A 24,208-nucleotide genomic window follows, 5' to 3' on the forward strand; every position below is an offset into this window, starting at 1 on the left:
TGGTGGCCGCAGTGCCAGGCCATGCCGTGCATGGGCTCGGAGCGTGTCTCTCGCTTTCCAAAGACTTTCCATCCCATTCCTCGATGAGGAGCATTCCAATGTCCCAGAAAATCCAAGGCGCGATCCGCGCCTCCACGGCCACCGTATTGCTGGCCGCCTTCCTTGCCGGCTGCGCCAGCACGGGCCCCGGCGCTGGCGATCAGGCCGGCGGCTCCGGCACGCCCACGGCTGGCCGTGTTGAAGGCAAGGCGGCCGCGCCGGCCGAAGCGCCTGTCAGCAAGACCGACCAGGCGCCGGGCTTCATGCGCATGAAGCTGGGCCAGTACACCGTGACCGCGCTGTACGACGGCAGGGTGCAGATCGACAGCCAGCTGCTCAAGGGGCGCCCGGCGGGGACCATTGCCCAGTTGCTGCGCCAGGGCCGCCAGCCGTCGGAGCAGGGCGTGCAGACGGCGGTCAACGCCTTCCTGCTGGACGATGGCAAGAACGTGGTGCTGGTGGACACGGGGGCCGCGGACACCATGGGTGCCGACACCGGCCTGCTGCTGGAAAGCCTGGCTGCGGCGGGCTATGGCGCCGAGGAGGTGACGGCCGTGCTGCTGACCCATCTGCATCCCGACCATGCAGGAGGCCTGCTGCACCAGGGTGAAGCAGCGTTCCCCCGCGCGGCCGTGCATGTGGCCAAGGCAGAGGCGGATTTCTGGCTGTCCGAGGCCGGCGCCAAGGCCGCCCCCGAAGCCATGCAACCTTATTTCGCGGGGGCCCGCAAGGCCGTGGCGCCTTATCAGCAGTCCAACCGCTTCCACACCTTCGTGGCAGGCGATCAACTGCTCGACGGCTTCAGCGCCATGGCGTTGAACGGACATACGCCCGGCCACAGCGGCTTTGTCGTGAAGTCCGGTGGCGAGACGCTGCTGCTGTGGGGCGATGTGATCCACAGCCACACCGTGCAGTTCGCGGACCCGGCCGTGGCGCTGGAATTCGATGTCAACCAGAAACAGGCGCGTGCCACGCGCGCCAAGGTCATGCAGGACGCCGCGCGTTCGGGCACCTGGGTGGCTGGTGCCCACCTGCCGTTCCCCGGCATCGGGCGCGTCCTGACCAACGGCAAGGCCTACCGCTGGCTGCCGCTGGACTATTCGCAGGCACTGTCCGACGCATCGGCCCGCCAGCCGGGCACGGCCAAGGCCGCGGGCAAGTAAGGCCTGCGCACCATGACCGGCAGGGCCAGCCCTGCCGGTTTTTCATGGGGACATCGACATGCCGGAGATGCTGCCGCCTGTGCAGGGCGACTACTGCTTCTCCAGTTTCGCTGCCAGCACGATGCCATTCCAGCGCTGGTATTCGGTGCGCGTGAATTCGCGGAAGGCCTTGGCATCCAGCGGCCGGACTTCGCCGCCCAGCGCGGTCACCTTGGTCTTGAAGTCGGCGCTGCCCGCAATCTTGAGCGTGGCCTCTTCCACGCGCTTGACGATGGCCGCCGGTGTGCCCTTGGGTGCGAGCACGCCGTTCCAGGTCCCCGTCACGAAGCCGGGGTAGCCGCTTTCCTTCATGGTCGGCACGTCGGGCAGGGCTGCAAGGCGCTGCTCCGAGGTCACGGCCAGGGCCTTGAGCTTGCCCGATTGCACGAAGGGCAGGGCCGGCGTGACGTTCTCGAAGATGAAGTCGATCTGGCCGCCCAGCAGGTCGGTCAGGGCCGGTGCGCTGCCCTTGTAGGGCACGTGGACCATGTCCAGCCGGGTGGCGGTCTTGAACAGTTCGCCCGACAGGTGGACCGTGGAGCCGCTGCCCGGCGAGCCATAGCTCATGCCCGTCTTCTGCGCGCCGGCATGCGCCACCAGTTCCCTGACCGACTTCACGGGCGTGCGCGCCTCGTTGATGACCAGCACATTGGGGATCATGGTCACTAGGGCGATGTATTCGAAGTCGCCCAGGTTCTTCTCGCTGAGGTTCTTGTAGAGACTCTGGTTGATGGCCTGTGTACCTGCCGTGCCGAAGAGCAGCGTATAGCCGTCATTGGCGGCCGAGGCCACGCGGCTGGCGCCGATGGAGCCATTGGCCCCCGAGATGTTCTCCACCACCACGGGCTGGCCCAGCGATTCCGACAGGCCTTGGGCCACCATGCGGGCCAGCACGTCGGTATTGCCCCCGGGAGCGAAGGGGACGACCAGCCTGACGGGTCGCGTGGGATAGGCCTGTGCCCAGGCCTGGGGCAGGGGGGCCAGTGCGGCGCCGATCAATGCGGCGGTGCACAGGAATCGCTTGCGCGAAAGAGGGTATGGCATGGGTCGTCTCCTTGTCGATGTTCTGGCCGTGCGCCATGACGGTGGCAGGCGCTTTTCAGGCGGCCCCATGCTGTGGGGTGGTGACATTGACGTCAATCAATGTTTTGTCAGGACTTCATTCGATGCGTGAATGACCTGGGGCGACGGCGGTCGCATTATCAGAATTTTCTGAGAATGGTTCTCGTTTGTGCGGCCTATGATGCGGCGCAAAGACGGTCCCGCGGGATCCCGTGGACTGTGCGGGACGGTGGTGTGGGCGTCGGCATGAAATGAAGCCGTGACGAAAAAACTGTATTCCGACAGGTCGGTGCTGGAGGCCGCCAGGGCCCGCATCCGGCTGGTGTTTGCGCACTTCGACCAGGTCTGCGTGGCGTTTTCCGGAGGCAAGGACAGCACGGTGCTGCTGCATCTGGCATTGGAGGTGGCCGCTGAATTGGGGCGAGGGCCGGTGCATGCGCTGTTCATCGACCTGGAAGGGCAGTACCGGGCCACCATCGCCCATGTCATCGAGATGTTCGACCGTGCAGACGTCCGGCCGTGGTGGATCTGCCTGCCCCTGAACCTGCGCAACGCGTCGAGCCTGCAGGAACCGTTCTGGTGTGCCTGGGAGCCGGGGCGGGAGGCTGACTGGATACGGCCCATGCCGACGCATGGCGCCGTCATCAGCGATCCGCAGTTCTTCCCGTTCTTTCGCCATCGCATGGAGTTCGAGGAGTTCGTGCCGGCCTTCAACGAGTGGCTGGCGCGCGATGCCTCCACGGCCATGCTCGTGGGCATACGCTCGGACGAGTCGCTCAACCGCTATCTGGCCGTCAAGCGCAAGGCGCGTGTCAAGAAGCGCGCCTGGCAGGTGCCGGGCGGCAAGGCGCTGGCCTGGAGTTCCAGGGACAGCGCGGCCAGCCGTGTGGTGAGCTTCTTTCCCATCTACGACTGGAATTTCTCGGATCTGTGGCGCTACACGGCGGAGCATGGCTGTGCCTACAACCGCATCTATGACGCCATGTACCTGACAGGCATGCCGTTTTCCCAGATGCGTATCTGCCAGCCCTACGGCGATGACCAGCGCAGGGGCCTGGACCTGTTCCAGAAACTGGAGCCCGAGACCTGGGCGCGCGTGGTGCAGCGCGTGACAGGCGCCAACTATGCTGCGCGCTATTGTCGCCAGCGCTTTCTCGGCTATCGCGGCGGGCTGGGGCTGCCGCCGTCCTTCGAGAGCTGGCGTGCCTATTGCCAGTTCCTGCTGGGGAGTTTTCCCCAGCCGCTGCGCAGCGTGTACGAGCGGCGCATCCTGCAATTCATCCATTGGTGGGAGGTCCATGGCTATCCGCTGCCGGCATGGCCTGACGCGGGCACGCCGGCCTTGGAAAGCCGCAAGGTCCAGCCCTCCTGGCGCCGCGTCGCGATGTCGCTGCTCAAGCAGGACATGGCGCGTTCGCTGTCCTTCGGCTTTGCCCGGCAGGACATGGACACGCTGGCTGGCGCGCCAGGGGAGTCCCGCCCATGAGCCCGCTGACTTCCTGCGATTTCCAGGTCCTGCGCTCCGCACAGGATGAGCAGGCCTTCTTTTCCTGCATGGGCCGGTTTTTCGCCAGTCCCGACGTGCGGCGGGAATGTGGGGGTTACCCGCTCAACGACGGGCCATCGTTCCAGTGGTTCGTCGCGCGCCAGCCGGGCAGCCGTGCGGTGCTGGGCTTCATCAGCGTGGAGCAGTCCAGGGCCGGCATGCGAATCAGGCATGCCTATGTGCTGCCGCAGGCGCGGGGGCAGGGCCTGTTCCGGGAACTGCGCCGGCGCGTGCTGGCCCATGCCGATGCGCAGCGCCAGGCCTGCCGCGCCTGCGTGCCGCAGGAGGGTGCCGCATGGCTGGCACCTTTCGGTTTTCATGTCCTCAGCCGCCGTGGTGGCTGGGTGACGCTTGTGAGGAATGCCCATGAATGACGTGATCGAGCCCATCCTGCGCCAGGCCGAGGCTGTGTTTCAGGCACTGGATGCGCTGCCCCTGGCCGATCGGATCGTGGCCATCAACGCGCTCAGAAGGGGGCTGCACGCGCACAGCCCGTTTGCCGGCCAGCCGGCCGACTGCGTGCAATGGATACCGGCAGAGCAGGTGGTGGGCAATGACTACAACCCGAATGCGGTGGCGCCGCCCGAGATGCGCCTGCTGGAGCATTCCATTCGCAGCGACGGCTTCACGCAACCCATCGTGGCGCATGCGCAGGACGGGCACTATGTCGTCGTCGACGGCTTTCACCGGCAGCGCCTGGGCAGGGAGGTGGCTGCCATCCGCGAGCAACTGCATGGTCATCTGCCCCTGGCCCTGGTGCGCGCCGGGCGGGGCGGCCCGGGCGAGCGCATGGCGGCCACCATACGCCACAACCGTGCGCGCGGCGTACATGCGGTGCTGCCCATGACCGACATCGTGACGGCCCTGATCCGCCAGGGCTGGAGCGATGCGCAGGTGGCTTGTGAATTGGGCATGGACGGGGATGAGGTCAGGCGCTTCAAGCAGGTCTCGGGCCTGCCTGAGCTGTTCCGGGACCATGCCTACTCGAAATCCTGGGAGTAGGGACGCGCAAGCGTGCCGCGGTGTCTGTGGCCTGGCGGATCCCATGGCCCCCTAGAAGTCCGCCTTCAGGCTCACCGCCAGATTGCGCGGCTCGCCCCACCAGCCCTGGTTGTAGAAGCCGATCTGGCTGTAGTACTTGCGATCCAGCAGATTGTTGAGCTGTACGCTGGCCGACCAGGTGGCGTCGATGCGGTAGTGGGCCGCAAGGTTGAGCACCATGTAGCTGCCCTGGCCGACCTGCACGCTCTGGCGCAGCGGGTCGGTCACGTTCTGCCAGATGCGGCTTTGCCAGCGCAGGCTGCCGCCCAGGCTCAGGCCCCGCCATGCACCGTCGAAGCTGTGCATGGCCGTGAGCTTGACCAGGCTGCGCGGGTGCGTGGTATTGAACGGCGTGCCGGTGGCGCTGCGCGCCGTGTAGTGCGTGTAGCTCGCTCCCATGCGCCAGCCCCTGGCGGGTTCGCCACTGACTTCCAGGTCGAAGCCGCGCACCTGCGCGCCCTTGACACCCTGGTAGGCCATCTGGTCCGTGGTGCCGTCGATGAACTCGCCCGTGCTTTGGGCCAGGTTGTCCTGGCGGGTCTGGAACAGCGCGGCCGAGCCCTGCAGCCGCTCCTGCATCCACGCGCCCTTGAAGCCGATCTCGAAGGCCTGGCCCGTGACGGGGTCAAGAATGCCGCCTTTCTTGTCGCGGTAGTTCTGCGGCGTGAAGATTTCGGTGTAGCTCGCATAGGCCGTGTGGTGGGCATCGATGTCCCACAACAGGCCGGCGTAGGGCGTGATCTCGTTACTGTAGCGATAGTCGCGCAGGCTGCCGAAGTAGTTCTGGCGCGTGGACCAGCGGCTCAGGCGCGCGCCGGCCACGGCCGTCCAGCCCTCGGCCAGTGAAAAGCGGCCCACGGCGTAGCCACCGCCTTGGCGCATGCGGTTGTCGTCGCCGCCGTTGCTCACGTCGGACCAGCGGGGTTCGGCCAAGGTGTCATTGCGCCAGTCCAGGAAGTTGTCGGTGGCCGGCACGCTGCCCACGGGTGCATAGCGGCGCATGGCTATGTCGTCGCGCGTATGGTTCCATCCGACGGCGATCTCGTGCTGGCGTCCGAACATCCGTACCGGGCCGCTGGCCGCCAGGTGCAGGCTGTCGCGCGAGCGCTCGCCATGGTATTTGATGAAGGAGTTGGCCATGCCCAGGCCCGTGCTGGCGCTGGGGGCGCCGCCACGGTAGACGTAGCGCATGTCGTAGCGGCCCTCGTTGTGGCTGTAGGCGGCGCGCAGCAACCAGCGGTTGTCCAGGCGGTGGCTGAGGTCCAGCGTGGCCGTGGTGTTCTCCGTGCCGAAGTGCGACCAGCGCGTGTTGTTGGCGACCGAGCGGTCGAAGTCGGTGCGGCGGCCGTCGGCGTAGAACAGCGGAAAGCCGGAGCCCATGCCCGGGCTGGTGTTCTTCTGGTATTCGAGGCTGGCCAGCAGGCGGGTGGCGGGCGTCAGGTCGGCGCTGACCACGGCATACAGGCCTTGCTTGCGCTGGCCGTAGTGGGTGACGTAGCTGTCGCTGTCCGAGTGCACGGCGACCACGCGGCCGCGCACACGGCCTTCGCTGTCCAGGGGGAGGGACAGGTCGGCCTCGGCGCGGCGCAGGTTCCAGCGCCCCAGGGTGAGCGCGGCATGGCCGCCCAGCCTGGGCAGGGGCTTTTTTCGCACGAAGTTGACGGTGGCCGACGGATCGCCAGCGCCATTGAGCAGGCCGGTGGCCCCGCGCACGATCTCGACACGGTCGTAGAAGGCCGTGTCCATGTCGGTGGCACCGAAATTCCAGAAGCCGTTGATGGGCGAGGCCAGGCCGTCGAACTGGAAGTTGCTGACCGTGAAGCCGCGTGCGGAAAACTGGAAGCGGTTGCTGTCGCTGCGGCTCACGGACAAGCCCGGCGCGGAAGATTCCAGGGTCTGCGAGACCGACAGTTGGCCCGTGTCATCCATGAGCTGGCGCGTGACCACGCTGACCGACTGCGGTGTCTCCCGGGCCGATAGCTGCAGTCCCGTGGCCGTGCCCGTGGCACCGCTGGTATAGCGGGCCGTGCCTTCCGTGGCGGCGGCATCGGCCTGGGCACGCACGGTGACGGTGTCCAGTTCGGCGTCGTGGCGTCCCGGTTGCGTCGTGTCCGTATCGGTGGCGGCCCAGGCGCCGGGCGTGTACAGGGCGTACAGCAGCAGGGGCAGTGCCGGCAGCGCGAAAGCGTGGTGGCGCGGTGTAGTGTCTTGAATGCGAATGCTGATCATTTCGGAATCCTTGGCGATAGCCTCGGATTGTCGAAATCTATGGCCATGGTCACCTGTGCCTGCCGATGCCTTGCCTATGCCTCCTGACGCAACGTGCTGCGGCTGGGGGGCTGGCCGAAACGCTGGCGGAATGCCGTCGCGAAATTGCTGGCATGCTGAAAGCCCACGTAGTCGGCGGCTTCCTGCACGCTCCAGCCCTGGGCAAGGCGCTCGCGGGCCAGCTGCATGCGCTGCTCCCGCAGCCAGGTGAAGACCGTCTGGCCATAGGCGGCCTGGAACTTCTCGCGCAAGGTGGTGGGGCTCATGCAGGCCAGCCGCGCCAGGTCTTCGAGCCGGTGTGCCTGTCCCGGCGCGGCCTGCATGCAGTCGCGCACCCGCTCCAGGCCGCGCAGGTCCCGGGGGTGCAGACGCACGACCGCCACCGGCTGCGGCTGATCATGGGCCTGGAGCGCGCAGGCCAGCACCTGCAGTGCCAGGCCTTCACGGTGCAGGCGTGCCAGTGAGCCGCTCCAGCGGCCTTCAAGCAGCTGCTGGAGGCCCTCGGCCAGATGGCCAGGCAGCGACCAGGCGCGCGGCGGCGTGTGCGATGCACGCAGGGCCTGGTGCAGCAACTGGGCCAGCTCGGGATCGGTGCAGGTCTCGGGTGTCTCTATGGACAGATTGAAGCCTCGCACCCGCTGGCCGCCTTCGTGCGTGGCCTGCAGCACCTGCGTGTCGCCGCAGGCGAAGGCCGCCGCGTGATGGCGTGTCACCTGCAGCGGCGTGGCCGCATCGGACAGCCGCAGGCGGGCCTCGCCGCCCAGCAGCACCACGGCGGTGAAACGCCGCGGATGCTCGGAAGTGGATTCGTAGCCATGCCGGATGTGGATGTCCGAGCTGACCAGTTGCAGGCCCGAGGACAGCCGGTGCTCCTGCACCTGGCCTTCGAAGATGCAGTCGTCTTGTGCGACCTTCGAGAGAAAGCGCACGCTGAAGCCATGGCGCTGGCGCATGGCGTCGAGATGCGCCATGGTGTAGCGCTGGGACGGAGCGGACATGGGACGGCGGGACCGTTGGCGAAGTTTTTGAGAACGCTTCTCATTATCCTTGCCTGGCGCGCCCGGTCGCCACGGATTTTCAGAGTTTTCGCAGACGCTGCACCGCCGCGCGCAGTGTGTCGTCCTGTTTGGCGAAGCAAAACCGCACCACGCGCTGGTCGAAGCCATCGCCGTAGAAGGCTGACAGGGGAATCGCGGCCACGCCGTGTTCCTTGACCAGCCATTGGCAGAACGCGGCTTCGCCGAGATCGGAGACGGCCGAGATGTCGGCACAGGCGAAATAGGTTCCCGCCGTGGGCAGCAGGCGCAGGCGCGAGCCTTCCAGGCCCTGGCGGAACAGGTCGCGCTTGGCCTGATAGAACGCCGGCAATTGCAGGTAGGGCGCGGGATCGGCCATGTAGCTGGCCAGGCCCGCCTGCATGGGCGTGTTGACCGTGAACACGTTGAACTGGTGGACCTTGCGGAACTCGGCGGTGAGCGCGGCCGGCGCTGCCACGGTGCCGACCTTCCAGCCCGTCACATGGTAGGTCTTGCCGAAGCTGGAGACGATGAAGGCGCGCGCGGCCAGGCCTTCGAAGCGCGCCGCGCTCTGGTGCTGCCGGCCGTCGTAGACCATGTGCTCATAGACCTCATCGCTGATCAGCAGCACGTCGGTGGGGGCCAGCAGTTCCTCCAGCGCACGCATGTCCGCGTCGCTCCAGACAGTGGCACTGGGGTTGTGCGGGCTGTTGGTGATCAGCAGCCGGGTGCGCGGCGTGATGGCGGCGGCGATCTTCGCGAAGTCGGGTCTGAAGGTGCCTGGCGTCAGCGGCACGCGCACGGGCACGCCGCCGGCCAGCTCGATGTTGGGCACGTAGCTGTCGTAGCAGGGATCAAGCACGATGACTTCGTCGCCCGCATGCACGGTGGCGAGGATGGCCGTGAGGATGGCCTGTGTGGCGCCGGCCGTCACCGTGATTTCACTGCCCGCGTCGTAGCGGCGGCCATACAGTGCCTCGATCTTGGCCGCCATGGCCTGGCGCAGCTGGGGCAGGCCGGGCATGGGTGGGTACTGGTTGTGGCCGGCCTGCATGGCGGCCGTGACGGCATCGACCAGCCGGGGGGCGCAGCCGAAATCCGGAAAGCCTTGACCCAGGTTCACGGCCTGGTGCTCGGCGGCCAGTGCCGACATGGTGGTGAAGATGGTCGTACCGACATGGGGCAGGCGGCTGGGAAAGGCGGGCGTGCGGGGCAAGGAGGTGGCAGAGGTCATGGTGCGGGCAAGGCAGGGGCGTGGCCGGGCCCGCATGGCAGGCCTGGCTCACCGGGAAATCACAGTTCGTAGTCGTGCACGTGGCCGTTCATGGCCCGCATGATGAGATCGCGCGTCAGGCGATCGCTGAGCAGCTCGGCGAACTTGTAGACGAAGTTTCGCAGATAGGCACCGCGCTTGATGGCCACGCGCGCCACGCTCTGGCCGAACAGATGGCCCATGGGCCGGACCACGAGGTCGCCCACAGGATCGTCGCGCATGGCCATCTCGGCCACGATGCCTATGCCCAGGCCCAGGCGCACATAGGTCTTGATCACGTCGGAGTCGATGGCCTCCAGCACGATGCGCGGGCGCAGGCGGCGCGTGGCGAAGGCCTGGTCGATCTTGCCGCGGCCCGTGAACGAGGGGTGATAGGTGATCAGCGACTCGTGGGCGATGTCGTCCAGCGTGATGCGCTCTTTCTGTGCCAGCGGATGGCCCGTGGGCAGGACCAGCACGTGCTGCCACTCGTAGCAGGGCAGGGTGACGAGATCGGGGTAGTCGGCCAGCGATTCCGTGGCCATGCCGATGTCGGCCACCTCGTCGATGACCATGCGCGCCACCTCGGCTGGTGTGGCCTGGTGGAGGCTGATGGTGACCTTGGGGTAGATCTCGCGCAGCCGGGCCACGGCGGGGGGCAGCACATAGCGCGCCTGGGTATGGGTGGTGGCGATGGACAGGGTGCCGCTGTCCTGGGCGCTGTACTGTTCGCCGATGCGCTTGAGGTTGCCGATCTCGCGCATGATCAGCTCGATGCTCTTGAGCACTTCCAGCCCGGGCTCGGTGATGCGCTTGAGGCGCTTGCCGTGGCGCGCGAAGATGTCGATGCCCAGCTCCTCCTCCAGCTCGATGATGGCCTTGGAGACACCGGGCTGCGAGGTGTGCAGGGCCTTGGCGGCCTCGGTGAGGTTGAGGTTGCGGCGCGCCGCCTCTTGGACGAATCGGAATTGGTGCAGGTTCATGGCGATGACAGCTGGATGCTGTGCGCCATTATGCTTGATTTATATAAGGAATCGTTTTGTTATTTCTGCATTTGCGCCCCCGCGGCCTGTCGCGCCAGTTCCGCCAGCAGGGCGGTGACGCGCGGGTGCTCGCCAACGGCCGGCTGAAGATGCACGCGCACCTGCGGATGGCGTGCGCGGATGAGCTCCACCAGCCTCGGTATGTCTTCGCGCGCATGCTTGCCCGTGCCCAGGAACAGCGGCAGCACCGTGAGTTGCGTGGCTCCGGCATCGATCAGCCCCTGCGCGGCGGTGGGCAGATCCGGCTCGCAGGCCTCCAGATAGGCACAGCAGGCGAGCGGTGTCGGCCCGGACTGCTGCACCGCATGGAGCACGGCCTCGATGGGCTGGCGCCACAGGGCATCGCGAGAGCCGTGGGCCAGCAGGACCAGGCCGGCCTGGGGTTCGGGAGTTGCGTCGTTGTCCATGGATGAAGCGTTAGCGGCGCAGCACCAGCCAGGTGAAAGCCGTCAGTGACAGCAGGCTGTAGAGCAGGCCCGGCGCTGCGGCAGTCAGCCAGGGCGACCAGGTCTGCAAGGTACCGATGTAGCCGAACACGTTGTTCAGCAGGAAGAAGCTGATGCCGGCCATGACGCCGCCGAACACATAGGCCGCGATGCCGCCCGAGCGGAAGTGCAGGTAGGCGAAGGGCAGGGCCAGCACCACCATCACCAGGCAGCTCATCGGGTAGAACACCTTGCGCCAGAACTCGATCTCGTACTTTTGCGCGGCCTGGCCGTTGGCTTCAAGGTGGCGCACGTACTGGAACAGCGAGATGGTGGACATGCGGTCGGGCTTGAGCAGTGCGGCCGACACCATCTCGGCACTGATGTCCGTCTTCCACTTCAGGGAATCGTGCTTTTCGCGCACCAGCACCATGCCGCCATCCCCCTTGGCCGTCAGGCGGCTGGCCTGCACGCCATGCAGTGTCCACGCGCTGCCGTCGTCGACGACCTGGGCGGACTCCGCATGGATCTGTGCGGAGATCCGGCCCTGGCCATCGAAATCGAAGATGCGCACATTGGCGAAATCGCCGGGGCCGCGGATGGCGCGCACATTGAGGGCGATGGAGTGGTCGCCCTGGCGTTCCTTGAGCCAGGCGCCCGTGGCGCCGCGCGACAGCTGGGCCAGGTGGATGGCCCGGATGTTCTGCCCTGCGTTTTCCGCCGCCGGCGCCAGGTAGTCGCCCGTGCCGAAGGTCGCCAGTACGAAGCCCAGGCCCAGCACCATCAGCGTGCGCAGCGCCAGCCAGGGGCCCATGCCGCTGGTGCGCATGATGGTGAATTCCGAGCTCTGCGCAAAACGCGCCATCACATAGATGGTGCCGATCAGCACGGTGATGGGCATCAGTTCGTACAGATGGCTGGGGATGCGCAGCACCACGAAAAGCAGGGCGTGCGTGATCTGGTAGCCGTTGTCGCCGCCGCGCCCGACCCAGCGCAGCTCATCGACCAGGTCGAAGAAGAAGAACAGGGCCAGAAAGGCCAGCGTGACGTAGCCTACGGCCGCGATGATGTCGCGGTACAGCAGGTTCCTCAGGACTCGCATCATTGCACCGCCTTTGCGCCGTCTTCGCCCGCCGGCATGGCGGGCCTGCGCCACAGATCGCGCGGCGACCAGCGCGTGTGCCGCGCCAGCAGCACCAGCAGCGCCAGCGCCAGCGTTCCGCCATGCAGCAGCGCAGTCATGGCAGGCATGCCCAGCTTGCCCGAGGCCACCCAGCTCTCGCCCAGCGTCATCAGGTTGTAGTACACGATGAAGGCGAACAGTGCCAGCATGAGGCTGCCGCTGCCGCCGGCCCGCGGGTTCACACTGGCCACCGCCAACCCGAGGACCACGAAGTTCAACGCCGCCAGCGGCAGGCCGATGCGCCAGCCCAGCTCAGCCCGGTAGATGGGCTCGGTGCGCGGCAGCAATGCGTGCGTGGGCGTGCTGCGCGCGGCCATCTCCTCCACGGCGGCCGGATTGCTTCCGCCGCCGATCTGCGTGCCGTATTCCTTGAATTCGCTGATCTTCACTGTGCCGTCGCCGGTCTGCGTCTCCATGCGCTGGCCGTCGGTGAGCACGGCCATGCGCTCGCCCTTGATGACCTCCAGCCGTGCGCCGCGTGCCGAGGTCACGGACTCGCGACCGCGCTCATTGGCGACGATGAACACATTGTTGGCCGCCGTGGCGCTGGGCACGTCCTTGTCGATGAAGAACACGCGCGAGCCGCCCGCGGACTCCTGGAACTCGCCGGGGGCGATGCGGTCGATGTCGCTGCGCTGCTCGAACTGGGTCTTGATCTGCTCGATCTGCTGGTTGGCCCAGGGCAGGATGGCCAGCCCCAGCGCCGTGATCACGGCCAGTACCGGCCAGGCGAAGCGCAGCAGCGGGCGCAGCAGGCTTGCCAGCCCCTGGCCCGCGGCAAACCAGATCACCATCTCGCTGTCGCGGTACATGCGCGACAGCGATCCGACCACGGCCACGAACAGGCCCAGGCCCAAAATCGTGGGCAACTGGCCGAGCACCGTGTAGCCCATGACCAGCAGCACATCGGAAGGGCTGACATTGCCCTTGTAAGCCTGGCCCAGGGTACGGATCAGCATCATGGTCATGACGACCGTGATCAACACCACGACCGTCGCGCCGAAGCTGCGGGCCAGCTCTTTGCGTATGGATGAATCGAATAACATTGGCTGAAAGGAAAACGCCGATTATGAACTTTGAACTGAAGCCCTTGACGACTGCAGCGGCAGTGCGTGAAAAGTGTGACCTGTTGCTGGTGCTGGTGACCGAGGCCACGGCCACGGGCAGCGATGCGCTGTCCACCCTGGTTGCCCATGCGGTCAAGGCCGGAGATTTCGAGGTGGCTGCGGGCAAGCAGCTTGCGCTGTATGGCCTGCCGGCCGTGGCCGCGCGCCGCGTGGTGCTGCTGGGCGCGGGCAGCGGCTCCGCCCGCGATGTGCGCCAGGCCGTGGCTGGCGCGGGCGCCTGCCTGAAGGCGTCTGGCGTCGGCAAGGCACTGCTGTGCTTCGGTTTCGAGCCCGCGGGCGCTGCGGTCGCGGCCGCCGTCCTGGCGGCGGCCGATGCCTGCTACAGCTATACCCATACCAAGCCCCAGGCCAAGCCCGTGGCGCTCAAGAAACTGGTGATCGGCGCCGGGGGCAAGACAGGCGCCAAGAACGGCATCGCGGCGTCCTTCAGGACGGCCGTGGCCCAGGCCGAAGGCATGTCGCTGGCGCGCGAATGGGCCAACCGCCCGGCCAACCACGCCACCCCCACTCTTCTGGCCGATGCGGCCCGCTCCCTGGCCAAGCTGCCCGGCATCAGTTGCAAGATCCATGGCCCCGCCGAAGTCGCCAGGCTGGGCATGGGCGCCTTCCTCGCCGTGGCCCAGGGCTCGGCTCAGCCGCTGCGTTTCATCGAGTTGCATTACAACGGGGGAGCCAAGGGTGATGCGCCCATCGTGCTGGTGGGCAAGGGCATCACCTTCGATACGGGTGGTATCTCGCTCAAGCCCGCGGCCGAGATGGACGAGATGAAGTTCGACATGGGGGGCGCCGCCAGCGTGCTGGGCGTGTTCCAGTCCCTGGGACAACTGCAGCCGGCCATCAATGTCGTGGGCCTCATTCCCGCCTGCGAGAACATGCCCGGCGGCTCGGCTGTGAAGCCCGGCGACGTGGTCACCAGCATGAGCGGCCAGACCATCGAGATACTCAACACCGATGCCGAAGGCCGCCTCGTGCTCAGCGACGCGCTGACCTATGCCGCCCGCTTCAAGCCCCGTGCCATGGTGGACATCGCCACGCTGACCGGCGCCTGCGTCATCGCCCTGGGCGGACTGCGCAGCGGCATGTTCTCGGCCAGCGACGAGCTGGCACGGGCCCTGGAGCAGGCCGGTGATGCGGCACTCGATCCCTGCTGGCGCATGCCGCTGGACGAGGAGTACGGCGAAGGACTCAAGAGCAACTTCGCCGACATGGGCAACGTGGCGGGCCGCGCGGCAGGGGCGGTCACGGCAGCCAAGTTCCTGCAGCGTTTCGTGGGGGACATCCCCTGGGCCCACCTGGACATCGCTGGAACGGCCTGGAAGAGTGGCGCGGCCAAGGGAGGCACCGGCCGCCCCGTGGGCCTGCTGCTGCACTTTCTGCTGTCCAGCGCCCTGGCCGGCAAGCCACAGGCCAAGGCCGCCACGCCTGGCAAAGCCACGGCTTCCAGGGGTGCGAAGCCTGCCAAGGTCACCAAGGTTCGAAAGATCACCACCACCACCGGGCCGGAGCAGGTCTGATGTTGCCGCCTGTTTTCGGCATGGTCCATCAAAGGAGTGACGCTTGACCGAAGTGGCCTTCCATTTCAACGCGCCCGACAAGCAGGCCTATGTCTGCCGGCTGGCGCGCAAGGCGCTCAGGCATCGCGCGCGGCTCGTGATTCTGGGCGAACCGCCCCTGCTCAAGTCCCTGTCATCCAGGCTCTGGAGCGTCTCCGCCACCGACTTCCTGGCCCATGCCGGGGAAGGGGACGGCGCGGCGATCATGGCCTTTTCCCCCATCGCGTTGCTGGGGCGGCTGGACGAGGCACCCCACCATGACATGCTGGTCAATCTGGCCGGGGAGGTGCCTCAGGGCTTCGAGCGTTTTGCACGAGTTGTCGAGGTGGTTTCCGCCACCGATGAGCAGGACCGGCTCCTTGCCCGGCTGCGTTGGCGGCATTACGCGGCACAGGGCATTGCCATCAAGCGGCATGACCTGGTGCTCAAGGAGTAGGCCATGAGCGCTTCCTCCCGAATCCCGCCGCGCTTCGTTCCCACGCTCACCGATGTGGTTCCGGTCGATGCTGCCCAGGCTCAGCCCGCAAGGGCGGCCGAGCCGGTCATGGAGCCTGCGCAGGCGTCGTCTCCGGTGCCGGATGACGTGGCTGCCTGGGCGAGCGAAGGCATGCTGGCGCCGCGGCGTGGTGTTGTCTCCCTGCCAGCCTCCCTGCCGCCCCTGCCCGAAGGTCTCGAGCCGCAGCAACCCCCGCCCGTGGCGGAGGTTTCACCCCAGGAGATTTTCTCCAGGCGGGAAAGCTTTGCCATGGAATACCTGCCGCCCAGTGCCCCGCCCGTGCAGGTGCAGCTGGCGCAGGAAACATCCCAGGCACAGCCTGTATCCGTGGAGCCTGAAACTGTTGCGCAGGAGGTGGCCGTGGTTCCGGCAGGGCCGCCGCAAGTGCAGTCGGCCGTATCGGCTACGGAGGCCCTGGAGTCGATATGGGACACCCATGCCCAGCAGGTGACCGAGGAATACCTGGTCCACCGCCTCATGCAGCGCGTGGATCTGGTGCTGGATCAGCGTCTGCGGGAGGCTATCGCCACCGTGGTGCAGCAGCAGACGCGCTCCATCGTCGTGCGCCTGCGCGAAGAGGTGGAGTCCGTGGTGCGCCAGGCGGTCTACGAGGCTGTCGCCGACGAGTTGGCCCACCAGGCCAGGGCAGCCCGCAACGAGGGCCAGGGACACTAGGCGGATCCGGGGGGGCTCGCTTCGGCCCCCGGAGGCCTTCAACCCAGGCGCGCAGGTCCCGACAGCACCTCCGGGTTGAGGATGTGGGTGGGCTGGCCCGCGATGAAGTTCACCACGTTCTCGAAGGCGGCGCGGAAGTACAGTTCGTAACTGTCCTGCTCCACATAGCCGATGTGGGGTGTGCAGATGCAATTCTCCAGCCGCAGCAGTGCATGGCCCTGGAGAATGGGCTCGCTCTCGAACACGTCGACTGCCGCCAGGCCTGGGCGGCCGCGGTTGAGCGCACCCAGCAGCGCGTCGGCCTCGACCAGTTCTGCGCGAGACGTGTTCACGAACAGTGCCGTGGGCTTCATGCGTGCCAGATCCTGGGCTGTCACGATGCCGCGCGTGGCCTCATGCAGGCGAAGGTGCATGGACAGCACGTCGGACTCGGCGAAGAACGCTTCTCGCGAAGCGGCTGCCGCGAAGCCGTCGGCCTGGGCTTTCTGGCGCGAGGCCTCGCTGCCCCAGACGATGACCTGCATGCCGAAGGCATGGCCGTAGTGCGCCACCAGCCGCCCTATGCGGCCATAGCCCCAGATGCCCAGCGTGCGCCCATGCAGTACGCAGCCCAGCCCGAAATTGGCTGGCATGGACGCAGCCTTGAAGCCCGACTGCTGCCAGGCGCCATGCTTGAGGTTGGCAATGTACTGCGGCAGCCGCCGCGTCGCGGCCATGATCAGCGACCATGTCAGCTCGGCCGGTGCGATGGGCGAGCCCACGCCCTCGGCAATGGCGACTCCCTGGTCCGTGCACGCCTGTACATCGATGTGGGCGCCGGCCTTGCCGGTTTGTGCGATCAGCTTCAGACGCGGGAGTTTTTCCAGCAACTGCCGGTTGATCTGCGAGCGCTCTCGTATCAGCACGATGATGTCCGCATCGCGTAACCGCACGGACAGCTGGCCCACCCCCTTGACGGTGTTGGTGAAAACCTTGGCGTTGAAAGGCTCCAGCAGCCGCGCGCAGTCCAGCTTGCGCACGGCATCCTGGTAGTCGTCAAGAATGATGATGTTCATTGCCTCTGAATCTCTCGTAAGCCTTTGATTTCTTTCCTGTTTGCCATGCAAGTCATTGTCGGCAAACGATTTATCCCATTCTTGCGCTGGTCTCTGAACATCACCAACACTTGCCTGAACTCACCTGCACTTGGATCGGAAGTGCAGGTTTTCAGTTGCTGCCCAAGTGTAGGTTCCGATGTACTTTCATGCTCGCGCAGCCAAGGCTTTGAAGCCTGGAGAACACATTGTCGTCCAAGGTTGCCGCGGCCTGAGGCTTGAAGCTTCGGCCAGCGGTAAATCATGGACTTATCGTTACAGGAGTCTTGCGGATTCCTCGAAACTCAAGCAGGTGAAGTTGGGGCAGTGAATCGCCCCGGGTTCTGCGGAGGCCAGTTGGTTTAAGTCAGACGGTCGCGGCCTGACCAGCGCGTTGTCGATGGTAGCTGGCTTCGAACGCAGCAGGCGGGACGTAGCCCAGCGGCCCCATCAGCCGATGATGGTTGAACCAGGCCACCCATTGCAGCGTCGCCAGTTCCACCGCCTGTTTGGTCTTCCACGGCCCGCGCCGATGAATGACCTCGGCCTTGTAGAGCCCGTTGATGGTCTCGGCCAGCGCGTTGTCATAGCTGTCGCCCTTGGAGCCCACTGAGGGCTCGATGCCGGCTTCGGCCAAGCGTTCGCTGTAGCGGATGGGCAGGTATTGCGAACCCCTGTCGCAGTGGTGCGTCAGGCTGCCGTCACAGACGGCTTGCGGCCGTACAGCGCCTGCCCCAGCGCGTCGAGCACGAACTCGGTGTGCATCGAGCTGCTCTGCCGCTAGCCCACGATGCGCCGGCTGAACACGTCCACCACGGATGCCACGTAGACCCAGCCCTGCCAGGTCGAGACGTAGGTGAAGTCCGAGACCCAGAGCTGGTTGGGCCGCTCGGCACGGAACTGCCGATGGACCCGGGCCAGCGGGCATGGCGCTTTGGAATCAGCAATGGCGGTCCGCACCGCCTTGGCGGTCATCAGCATGACGGTTCTCCAAAAGAAAGCAGCCCTCTGCGGGCTGCGGAACAATGGTTTACAGAGGCCTGTCGGTGCTCGGCATAGACTGCCGGCCACAACTCTATGAAAGGCGCCTCACATGAAAATTGCTTTCGCCATGGCCGTTGCGGCCTTTGTTCTCGGCGGCTGTGCTGTGTATGACGACGGCTACCGTGGCGGGTACAAGAGCCATCCCCACGGATGCCCGCCTGGTCAGGCCAAGAAGGGCAACTGCTGAACTCCAGAACCCGCCTCGGCGGGTTTTGTTTTGGTGGTGTGTGCGAGCGTCCCGGGCCGCAAACGAAAAGGCCAGCGAGCTGTAAAGCTGCGGGCCGACTTCTTGGGGCAAGGCATGCGCCCCTTTGGACTCCAGCCGTGCGGCCATGTCTCCGACAGAGGCGATCCGGCATGGGGTCTAAAACGAAGGATCACCTTTTATGGAGATCCCAATGAACACTTCCAACACCAGTTTTCAAGAATGCATTGATGCCTGTCAGGCTTGCCTGGTTGCCTGCAACCACTGCGCCGCTGCCTGCCTCAAAGAAGAAGACGTGAAGGCCATGAAGGCATGCATTGCGCATGACTTGGAATGTGCCTCAGCATGTGAGCTCGCCATCAAGGCCATGACGCTGCAAAGCCCGCACGTCAACGCAATTTGCAGGCTGTGCGCGGACATCTGCCACGCCTGCGCCAACGAGTGCGGCAGGCATAAGCATGGCCATTGCCAGGATTGCGCGACCGCTTGTATCGCATGCGCGGCCATGTGCCTTTCGATGAGCGAGCAGATGAACTGACCCTGCAAATCTGCAAGAGGGTCTCCCAGGGACCGGCTGAAAAAGGGTGGGCCACAGGCGCCGGTGACGGTCAAAGAAGCCGAGTCAAAGCCCACTCCAAGGGGTGAAATCGCCGGCTGGTTCCAGCTCCATCGCGGCGGCGTCCTGGGGGCAGGGCGCCTGCGTGATGGGCCCGGCTCGCGTGACCTAAGAGTTCGACTATGCGGCTTCGAGCCAGATCGTTTCGTCGGGGTGGTGTTCTTCGATGGTGCCCACGGCATCAGCGATCGAATCTGGATCTTCGAGCGCGTAGATGAACCCACTGACGCCCGGGTGCTTGAGCACCGCATAGTCCGTTTCGCTGATTGCATCGCTGCCGCACCAGATGGCGCCGTCAGGCTTTGGGCTTCGCCCTTTCTGACTCTCGCTTGACAAGCCTGCAGGGTGCAGCCTCTCGGTGGAGGTGCCCGCTGATCTCTGCTCTCGCTACACTTTTCGCTCCACAGGAAAGGGAAGTCATGGGCACTGATATCTACGTTTCGACGCTGACCACCGATCTGGAGCAGCAATTCATCGACGCGGTTGGACAAAGCCGCAAACTGCACGCGCCATGGGTTTCGCTGCCCAGCACGGCACAGGAGTTCCAGAGCTACCTGGCGCGCGTGCAGGAACCGTCGGGCGCCGCATTTGTCATCTGGGAATGGCGAAGCGATGGTTTTGCCGGGATCGTGCAGATCACGAACGTCTTGATGGACCCGTTTCGCTCCGCCCATATCGACTTCTATGCCTTCTCGGGCTTTGAGGGGAAGGGTCTGATGAAGCAGGGCCTCACGCATGTCGTGAAACAGGTCTTCAGGACCATGAGGCTGCATCGGTTGGAAGCCAACATCCAGCCCGAGAACAAGGCGGCCATAGCACTGGCCAAGTCGTGCGGCTTCACGCTGGAGGGCTTGTCGCCCGCGTTCATGAAGGTCGGTGGTCGTTGGCGAGACCACGAACGCTGGGCACTGGTGTCCTCATAGGCAGCGTCAACTTCACCGTGGGTCCGCATTGGCGGGCTTCGTCGTTTGGGCAGCTACTTCGCCGGATGGTCCTTCCGGTACAGCGTCCACTCCTCCATCTCCGTGCCGTTGGGCAGCACGCAGATGCCTTCAACGCCCTGGGGCGTCTTCTCCATTCGGACCTGGCCGCCGATCTCGCCGCAATAGACCGCTGCGGGATTGGCCATGCCCACGGAGGGAGCCAGCTTCTGTTGGGCGCATGCGCTGAGCACAAGGGCCCCGAGCGCGATTCCTGAGAGTTTGAGTGCTTTGGTCATGGGGTCACTCTACACCCCGCTTCTGAACGGATGCCGGTGACCGTTTCACGCCCACCGCCCACGGTTCGCGCCCCAGCCCCTGCGTGGAAACACTGGGGGCATGGCTGATAACCCGTTTGCGCAATTTCATTCTGCTGCAACCCCACAGGAGGGCCCGAACCCGTTCTCGCAGTTCCCTGAGCAGCCCAAATCCTGCACCCTCTCCAACCTAGGCAAATCCGTAAAGCCGGTCACTGCGCGCGTGCCGTCACGGCCGCTGCCGATGCGCTGGGCGAGGCTACGGGATTCCTGTGGTTTTGAAGTGTTCTATGGATTGGGCCATCATCGACTGGTGCCGGCCGCACGATCACCTTGGGCGGCTCCTGCATCAGTGGGGTATTCGTCCCGCAGGAGGCGTGCAGGTTTGCGATAGCAGCGTTCTCCACCCCCAAAGCCCATCTGCCAATTCCCCCTCGGAATGGACAACCGCGCACCCGACTTCAAGCTCCGGCTGCCCGAGGGCGCCGGCCACCTGCTGCGGGATCATTGATGTGAATGCCTCGGGCGCCACCACACGTACTCAGGTTTGAAGGGTCCTGGCTGCGCTGATCATGGGAGATTGAACAAAACTCCGTGCTAACGGAAGCCAGCCAAGGTGGCTTCTACTCTAGGATTTACGACGCCTCATCCTGGCAAATGCGAATATGGCCATGAACGAAGAGAGCCCTATGATTCCCCACTCGGAAACCGTAGGAATGGGGGCGGCTACTGCTGGCGCTGCTGTGTTGCTGTATATGATCCGCTCATAGGCGGCACTAGAGTTGAGGTTTGCTGTCCCTCCGCAACGGTATCCTCCTCGGATGGTGCCCGTGGCTGTATGCATGCACATTTTTTTTGACCCGGCGGCTGTGTCGCATGTATTTTTGTTCACAGCCTCTCCCGGGTCAACGAATCCCCAAGATCTGCTACTGTTAAAGTACCAGTTCACGCCATTGGCGCTGTGTACAGTTGTCGTGTCATTGCCTGTGTCGAACATGACATCTGTTGTTGGAGCTTGCGCCAATACCGTAAGTGTTGCTGCGCCGCTGGGGCGGCAGGCGAGCATCAGCTTTGTACCTCCGCAGGCAGTCGATACAGATGCAATATCAGATGTCGATTTGTCGAATGTTTCGCGGAAGCATTCCGTCCATCCTCCGCTTGCCACGGTTGCGACTGGAACATTCTCCTGTACGCCAGTAGGCGCGTAGCTCTGCGCGTAGGTAGCGCAAGACACAGACGTGAAGACTGCTGCAAGAACAAGTGATGGCGATGCTTTCATATTTTTGAGTGTATGTAACATTCTTGAAGCAAATCTGAGCAAATCTGAGCACCACTTGGTCAAGGAACTCGAGCGCCAGGGCTGACACAGGATTCAAGTGCGCTTGCTGGCCAAGGGCTGTGAAGGTCCGCAGCTGCGAGGTGCAGCTGCTGGCTGCGCTGATGGTGTGCACGCGGCCGGTCTCCCGTACCATGCAGCCATGATCCTGACGCTACAAATCTGCAAGGAGGAGCCCGGCCTCCACACGGTGCGCGTACTTGATGGCCAGTGCGAGATCGAGGTGTTTCAGACCGCGACGATTTCTGAAGCCATCCGAGACTGTGGAGTTGCCGCCTTCCCTGATTTGGATGGATTCCACATCTGGTGCGGCCATATTTCCATCGGCACTGCGCCGCTCTACACCATGCGCCACGATGCCGAGACTCTGACGCAAAGGCTGGTGAGCCTGCATTCTCAGTTTGACGGGTAGGGATGGCGCTGCTCGATTGCACAGGCGCGCGTATCGTTGGGGGGCTACAACCGAACGGCCCCTCTGCTGTACCAGTGCCAGAACGTGTTCCGTCCGTGCGAGTAGCCGTGTCGCCACGCCCGTTGCAAACCGCGGTCGTGAGACGCTTTCTCGCCATGATCCTGTTCTGCTCGAAACAGGAGAATTTTGAACAAGTCCAACAGGAAATTCTGTTGCCATTCGAAAATATCTGGATTATCTATTCCTGCTTGCTTTCAGGAATCTGAGCAATATGTTCCCGTCAGGCGTAATGGCTTGCTTGTTCGATATATCCGCAATGTGTGATGCCGGAACTTCTGTGGAATAAATGCTGTTGCCGCTTATCCGGTAAAGTATTCTCGTCGATCCAACGATGAACTCGTCTCCCTGGATATGACCTATGAATCTCCCGTTCTTGCTATGCACGCTCCACCATCCACCCTCAATCATCGTATGTCTCCTTCTTCTTGAGGTCAGCTGTTTTCAGGCTGGTCGATGAAGTGGGGAGTCTACGTCAATCATTCAATATGGTGGGCGAGCAACACAAAATTTGACAGAATGGCTTTTCGCTATTTTGAGAGAGTGTTATCAATATTCTCGGTATTACGAGAATACTTTCATAGAGCGGGGTGCATCGTGTACGGGCCATTTTCTGGGTCGGAAGTTCGGCCTTTGGCGTGGCGAGCCCTTCATCCTGCCGTGATCCAAATGGCGGCAGGCGTTGCCGGGGCCGCGCCTGCGAGCAAGCCTGACGACGCGGCAGGCCCCGGAGCGGGGTCACATCATGTGCATCGGGCGCACCGTGGTGTTCATCTGGGCAGAAGGACCTTGTCGATCACGTGAATCACACCATTCGATTGGTAGACGTCAGGGATGGTCACGGTCGCCGTGCCTCCCTTTTCGTCGGTGAGCGTGATCCTGGAGCCGCTGGCCCTGGCGATCAGCGTGCCGCCGCTTGCCGTCTTGATGCTGGCCATGCCGTTTCCGTCCGCAATCATCTTGCCCAGCGCTGCTGCATCCCATTTGCCAGCCACCACGTGGTAGGTCAGGACGGTAGTCAACATGGCCTTGCTTTCGGGCTTGAGCAGAGTGTCGACGGTACCGGCTGGCAGTGCCGCGAAGGCCGCATTGGTCGGGGCGAACACCGTGAAGGGACCTGGGCCTTTGAGCGTATCGACCAGACCGGCGGCCTTGACCGCTGCGACCAGGGTGGTGTGGTCCTTGGAGTTGACGGCATTGTCGATGATGTCCTTGGAAGGCAGCATGGGCGCCCCTCCCACCATGACATCTGCCAGGGCTGCCACCGACGTCGCGGACAGCGCGACAGCCAGACTGAAGGATGCCAACTTGCGAGTGATTCGAATCGAAGCCATGGAAAAACTCCTGGAGGGTTGAAGAAGGGCCGCAGGGCTGCGGCTGATTGGAATACGGCCCGAACTGCTGGCTGGATTCAGTAGTTTTCGGTCGGGCCCCTTTTTTTCCGAGACCAGGGCTGCTCGTCTCCTGGCGTGCTCGCGGCCCGGGACAAAGCCATGCATGAAAAGCCCGCCTGCTGCGGGCTTCGTCGCATTGGGCCATGAGGCTAGGCTGCTTTCCAGATGATGTAGTCGGCCTGGTACTGGACCACTTGCTTGGCGCCCAGGTTGCTGGCGTTGCATGGGGTCGCCGGCGGTACGCCACCGCGTGTGGCTACGCGCTGGATGTAGGTCACGCCTTGCAGTGCCCCCATGCCACTGGAGGGCTCGGCCTTGACCAACTGCAGCGCAATGTTGCCCGCACTGGCCGGCGCCACAGCCACCTGGGTGGCCGTGACCTTGGAGCCGTCCTGATGCACCCAGGTCGCCGGCGGGCCGAAATAGCGGCCGACGATGCGGCCCTGGCGGTCTGTCAGGCGGGCGTCAGGGCCGACAAAGGCCCATTCCTGCTCCATGGGTTGATCTTTCCTGGTCCGGCATTCGTAGGTGATCTGGCCTATGCCGACCGTTTCCAATGCAACCTTGTGGCCCGATGGAACTTGTACGGGGGCCGGTAGATCGGCTTGCGAGTAGGTGCCACCCATGTGGATGCTGGAGCAGGCGCTGAATGTCAGTGTGGCCAAGGCGGCCAGACCGAGAGGCAAGTGATGTCTCATGAAGGTCTCCTGGTAGAGAAAGCCAACCCGGCAAGCCGGGCGAACGCGAGTGCGCGGATGTCAGCCACGGGGCGGACCCTCGCAATACGCAGCCGGCGGCCGCATGGATTCAACGGTGTGCAAATTTTTTTGCATCCGTGCCCGGGGTGGGTTGCGTATATGCCAATGACTTCCGTGGATTCGCACCGGCGCGCGTGCGTGTCCCAAA

24 protein-coding genes and 1 pseudogene are annotated in these 24,208 nt (G+C 64.6%); 10 read left to right on the plus strand and 15 right to left on the minus strand.

Annotated features, from left to right (window positions below):
• The first annotated feature begins 98 nt into the window (after positions 1-98).
• The gene (locus L1Z78_RS13280) at positions 99-1,202 is read left to right on the plus strand and encodes an MBL fold metallo-hydrolase (RefSeq protein WP_234641945.1); all 1,104 of its coding nucleotides are present in this window, start codon (positions 99-101) and stop codon (positions 1,200-1,202) included.
• 90 nt (positions 1,203-1,292) lie between these two features.
• Here L1Z78_RS13280 and L1Z78_RS13285 read toward each other — a convergent pair whose 3' ends face one another.
• A complete protein-coding gene (locus L1Z78_RS13285) occupies positions 1,293-2,285 on the minus strand; it encodes a Bug family tripartite tricarboxylate transporter substrate binding protein (RefSeq protein WP_234641946.1) in 993 nt (330 codons plus the stop codon).
• Positions 2,286-2,562: 277 nt separating this feature from the next.
• On the opposite strand from L1Z78_RS13285, the gene L1Z78_RS13290 reads away from it, so the two are divergent.
• The 3 genes from L1Z78_RS13290 to L1Z78_RS13300 are packed head-to-tail and all read left to right on the plus strand — an operon-like array spanning position 2,563 to position 4,851.
• A complete protein-coding gene (locus L1Z78_RS13290; protein WP_234641947.1) occupies positions 2,563-3,789 on the plus strand; it encodes a DUF3440 domain-containing protein in 1,227 nt (408 codons plus the stop codon).
• A complete protein-coding gene (locus L1Z78_RS13295) occupies positions 3,786-4,223 on the plus strand; it encodes a GNAT family N-acetyltransferase (protein WP_234641948.1) in 438 nt (145 codons plus the stop codon). The genes L1Z78_RS13290 and L1Z78_RS13295 overlap by 4 nt, the downstream gene beginning before the upstream one ends.
• Positions 4,216-4,851, plus strand: coding sequence for an IbrB-like domain-containing protein (locus L1Z78_RS13300; protein ID WP_234641949.1), 636 nt, complete (start codon positions 4,216-4,218; stop codon positions 4,849-4,851). The genes L1Z78_RS13295 and L1Z78_RS13300 overlap by 8 nt, the downstream gene beginning before the upstream one ends.
• Positions 4,852-4,902: 51 nt before the next feature.
• Here the strand turns inward: L1Z78_RS13300 and L1Z78_RS13305 are convergent, their stop codons facing one another.
• The 7 genes from L1Z78_RS13305 to lptF form a co-directional block, all read right to left on the minus strand.
• Positions 4,903-7,119: a TonB-dependent siderophore receptor gene (locus L1Z78_RS13305; RefSeq protein ID WP_234641950.1), complete on the minus strand. Its 2,217-nt coding sequence runs from the start codon at positions 7,117-7,119 to the stop codon at positions 4,903-4,905.
• Between the two features lie 74 nt (positions 7,120-7,193).
• Entirely contained in the window at positions 7,194-8,156 is a 963-nt protein-coding gene (locus tag L1Z78_RS13310) for a helix-turn-helix transcriptional regulator (RefSeq protein ID WP_234641951.1), read from the minus strand.
• A gap of 79 nt (positions 8,157-8,235) precedes the next feature.
• Positions 8,236-9,408 (minus strand): pyridoxal phosphate-dependent aminotransferase, encoded by a 1,173-nt coding sequence (locus tag L1Z78_RS13315; RefSeq protein WP_234641952.1) that lies wholly within the window; start codon positions 9,406-9,408, stop codon positions 8,236-8,238.
• Positions 9,409-9,467: 59 nt separating this feature from the next.
• Positions 9,468-10,409 (minus strand): CysB family HTH-type transcriptional regulator, encoded by a 942-nt coding sequence (locus L1Z78_RS13320; protein WP_234641953.1) that lies wholly within the window; start codon positions 10,407-10,409, stop codon positions 9,468-9,470.
• A 59-nt stretch (positions 10,410-10,468) separates the two neighbouring features.
• A complete protein-coding gene (locus L1Z78_RS13325) occupies positions 10,469-10,876 on the minus strand; it encodes a sirohydrochlorin chelatase (RefSeq protein ID WP_234641954.1) in 408 nt (135 codons plus the stop codon).
• 10 nt (positions 10,877-10,886) lie between these two features.
• Entirely contained in the window at positions 10,887-11,996 is a 1,110-nt protein-coding gene (gene lptG / locus L1Z78_RS13330; RefSeq protein WP_234642161.1) for an LPS export ABC transporter permease LptG, read from the minus strand.
• Positions 11,996-13,123 carry an LPS export ABC transporter permease LptF gene (gene lptF, locus L1Z78_RS13335; protein ID WP_234641955.1) on the minus strand — a complete coding sequence of 376 codons (1,128 nt, stop codon included), beginning with the start codon at positions 13,121-13,123 and terminating at the stop codon, positions 11,996-11,998. The genes lptG and lptF overlap by 1 nt, the downstream gene beginning before the upstream one ends.
• Positions 13,124-13,146: 23 nt before the next feature.
• Here lptF and L1Z78_RS13340 point away from each other — a divergent pair, with 23 nt between their 5' ends.
• From L1Z78_RS13340 to L1Z78_RS13350, 3 genes are read left to right on the plus strand one after another with little or no spacing between them, the layout of a single operon-like run.
• Complete coding sequence (locus L1Z78_RS13340) at positions 13,147-14,718, plus strand: leucyl aminopeptidase (protein WP_234641956.1); 1,572 nt, start codon at positions 13,147-13,149, stop codon at positions 14,716-14,718.
• A gap of 43 nt (positions 14,719-14,761) precedes the next feature.
• A complete protein-coding gene (locus tag L1Z78_RS13345) occupies positions 14,762-15,193 on the plus strand; it encodes a DNA polymerase III subunit chi (RefSeq protein ID WP_234641957.1) in 432 nt (143 codons plus the stop codon).
• Positions 15,194-15,196: 3 nt separating this feature from the next.
• Positions 15,197-15,928, plus strand: a complete 732-nt coding sequence (locus tag L1Z78_RS13350) for a hypothetical protein (RefSeq protein ID WP_234641958.1) — start codon at positions 15,197-15,199, stop codon at positions 15,926-15,928.
• 38 nt (positions 15,929-15,966) lie between these two features.
• Here the strand turns inward: L1Z78_RS13350 and L1Z78_RS13355 are convergent, their stop codons facing one another.
• Both L1Z78_RS13355 and L1Z78_RS13360 read right to left on the minus strand, forming a co-directional pair.
• Positions 15,967-16,983 carry a D-2-hydroxyacid dehydrogenase family protein gene (locus L1Z78_RS13355; protein ID WP_234641959.1) on the minus strand — a complete coding sequence of 339 codons (1,017 nt, stop codon included), beginning with the start codon at positions 16,981-16,983 and terminating at the stop codon, positions 15,967-15,969.
• Positions 16,984-17,368: 385 nt separating this feature from the next.
• A pseudogene (locus L1Z78_RS13360) lies at positions 17,369-17,967 on the minus strand (IS3 family transposase); the annotation flags it as partial.
• A gap of 476 nt (positions 17,968-18,443) precedes the next feature.
• Here L1Z78_RS13360 and L1Z78_RS13365 point away from each other — a divergent pair.
• Positions 18,444-18,788: a four-helix bundle copper-binding protein gene (locus L1Z78_RS13365; protein WP_234641960.1), complete on the plus strand. Its 345-nt coding sequence runs from the start codon at positions 18,444-18,446 to the stop codon at positions 18,786-18,788.
• A gap of 198 nt (positions 18,789-18,986) precedes the next feature.
• Here the strand turns inward: L1Z78_RS13365 and L1Z78_RS13370 are convergent, their stop codons facing one another.
• Entirely contained in the window at positions 18,987-19,202 is a 216-nt protein-coding gene (locus L1Z78_RS13370) for a hypothetical protein (protein ID WP_234641961.1), read from the minus strand.
• 83 nt (positions 19,203-19,285) lie between these two features.
• Here L1Z78_RS13370 and L1Z78_RS13375 point away from each other — a divergent pair, with 83 nt between their 5' ends.
• On the plus strand, positions 19,286-19,789 hold the full coding sequence (locus L1Z78_RS13375; RefSeq protein WP_234641962.1) for a GNAT family N-acetyltransferase: 504 nt from the start codon (positions 19,286-19,288) through the stop codon (positions 19,787-19,789).
• A gap of 53 nt (positions 19,790-19,842) precedes the next feature.
• Here the strand turns inward: L1Z78_RS13375 and L1Z78_RS13380 are convergent, their stop codons facing one another.
• Together L1Z78_RS13380 and L1Z78_RS28080 are read right to left on the minus strand one after the other, a co-directional pair.
• Positions 19,843-20,085: a DUF333 domain-containing protein gene (locus L1Z78_RS13380; RefSeq protein WP_234641963.1), complete on the minus strand. Its 243-nt coding sequence runs from the start codon at positions 20,083-20,085 to the stop codon at positions 19,843-19,845.
• A 646-nt stretch (positions 20,086-20,731) separates the two neighbouring features.
• The gene (locus tag L1Z78_RS28080; protein ID WP_326491979.1) at positions 20,732-21,403 is read right to left on the minus strand and encodes an IPTL-CTERM sorting domain-containing protein; all 672 of its coding nucleotides are present in this window, start codon (positions 21,401-21,403) and stop codon (positions 20,732-20,734) included.
• Between the two features lie 178 nt (positions 21,404-21,581).
• Between L1Z78_RS28080 and L1Z78_RS13390 the strand changes: the two genes are divergently transcribed.
• Positions 21,582-21,851 carry a hypothetical protein gene (locus L1Z78_RS13390; protein ID WP_234641964.1) on the plus strand — a complete coding sequence of 90 codons (270 nt, stop codon included), beginning with the start codon at positions 21,582-21,584 and terminating at the stop codon, positions 21,849-21,851.
• Between the two features lie 827 nt (positions 21,852-22,678).
• On the opposite strand, the gene L1Z78_RS13395 is transcribed toward L1Z78_RS13390, so the two are convergent.
• On the minus strand, positions 22,679-23,242 hold the full coding sequence (locus tag L1Z78_RS13395) for a fasciclin domain-containing protein (RefSeq protein WP_234641965.1): 564 nt from the start codon (positions 23,240-23,242) through the stop codon (positions 22,679-22,681).
• A gap of 209 nt (positions 23,243-23,451) precedes the next feature.
• Positions 23,452-24,000, minus strand: coding sequence for a DUF3455 domain-containing protein (locus tag L1Z78_RS13400; protein WP_234641966.1), 549 nt, complete (start codon positions 23,998-24,000; stop codon positions 23,452-23,454).
• Positions 24,001-24,208 lie beyond the last annotated feature (208 nt).

The organism is Delftia tsuruhatensis (assembly GCF_903815225.1).
Lineage (GTDB): Bacteria > Pseudomonadota > Gammaproteobacteria > Burkholderiales > Burkholderiaceae_C > Comamonas > Comamonas tsuruhatensis_A.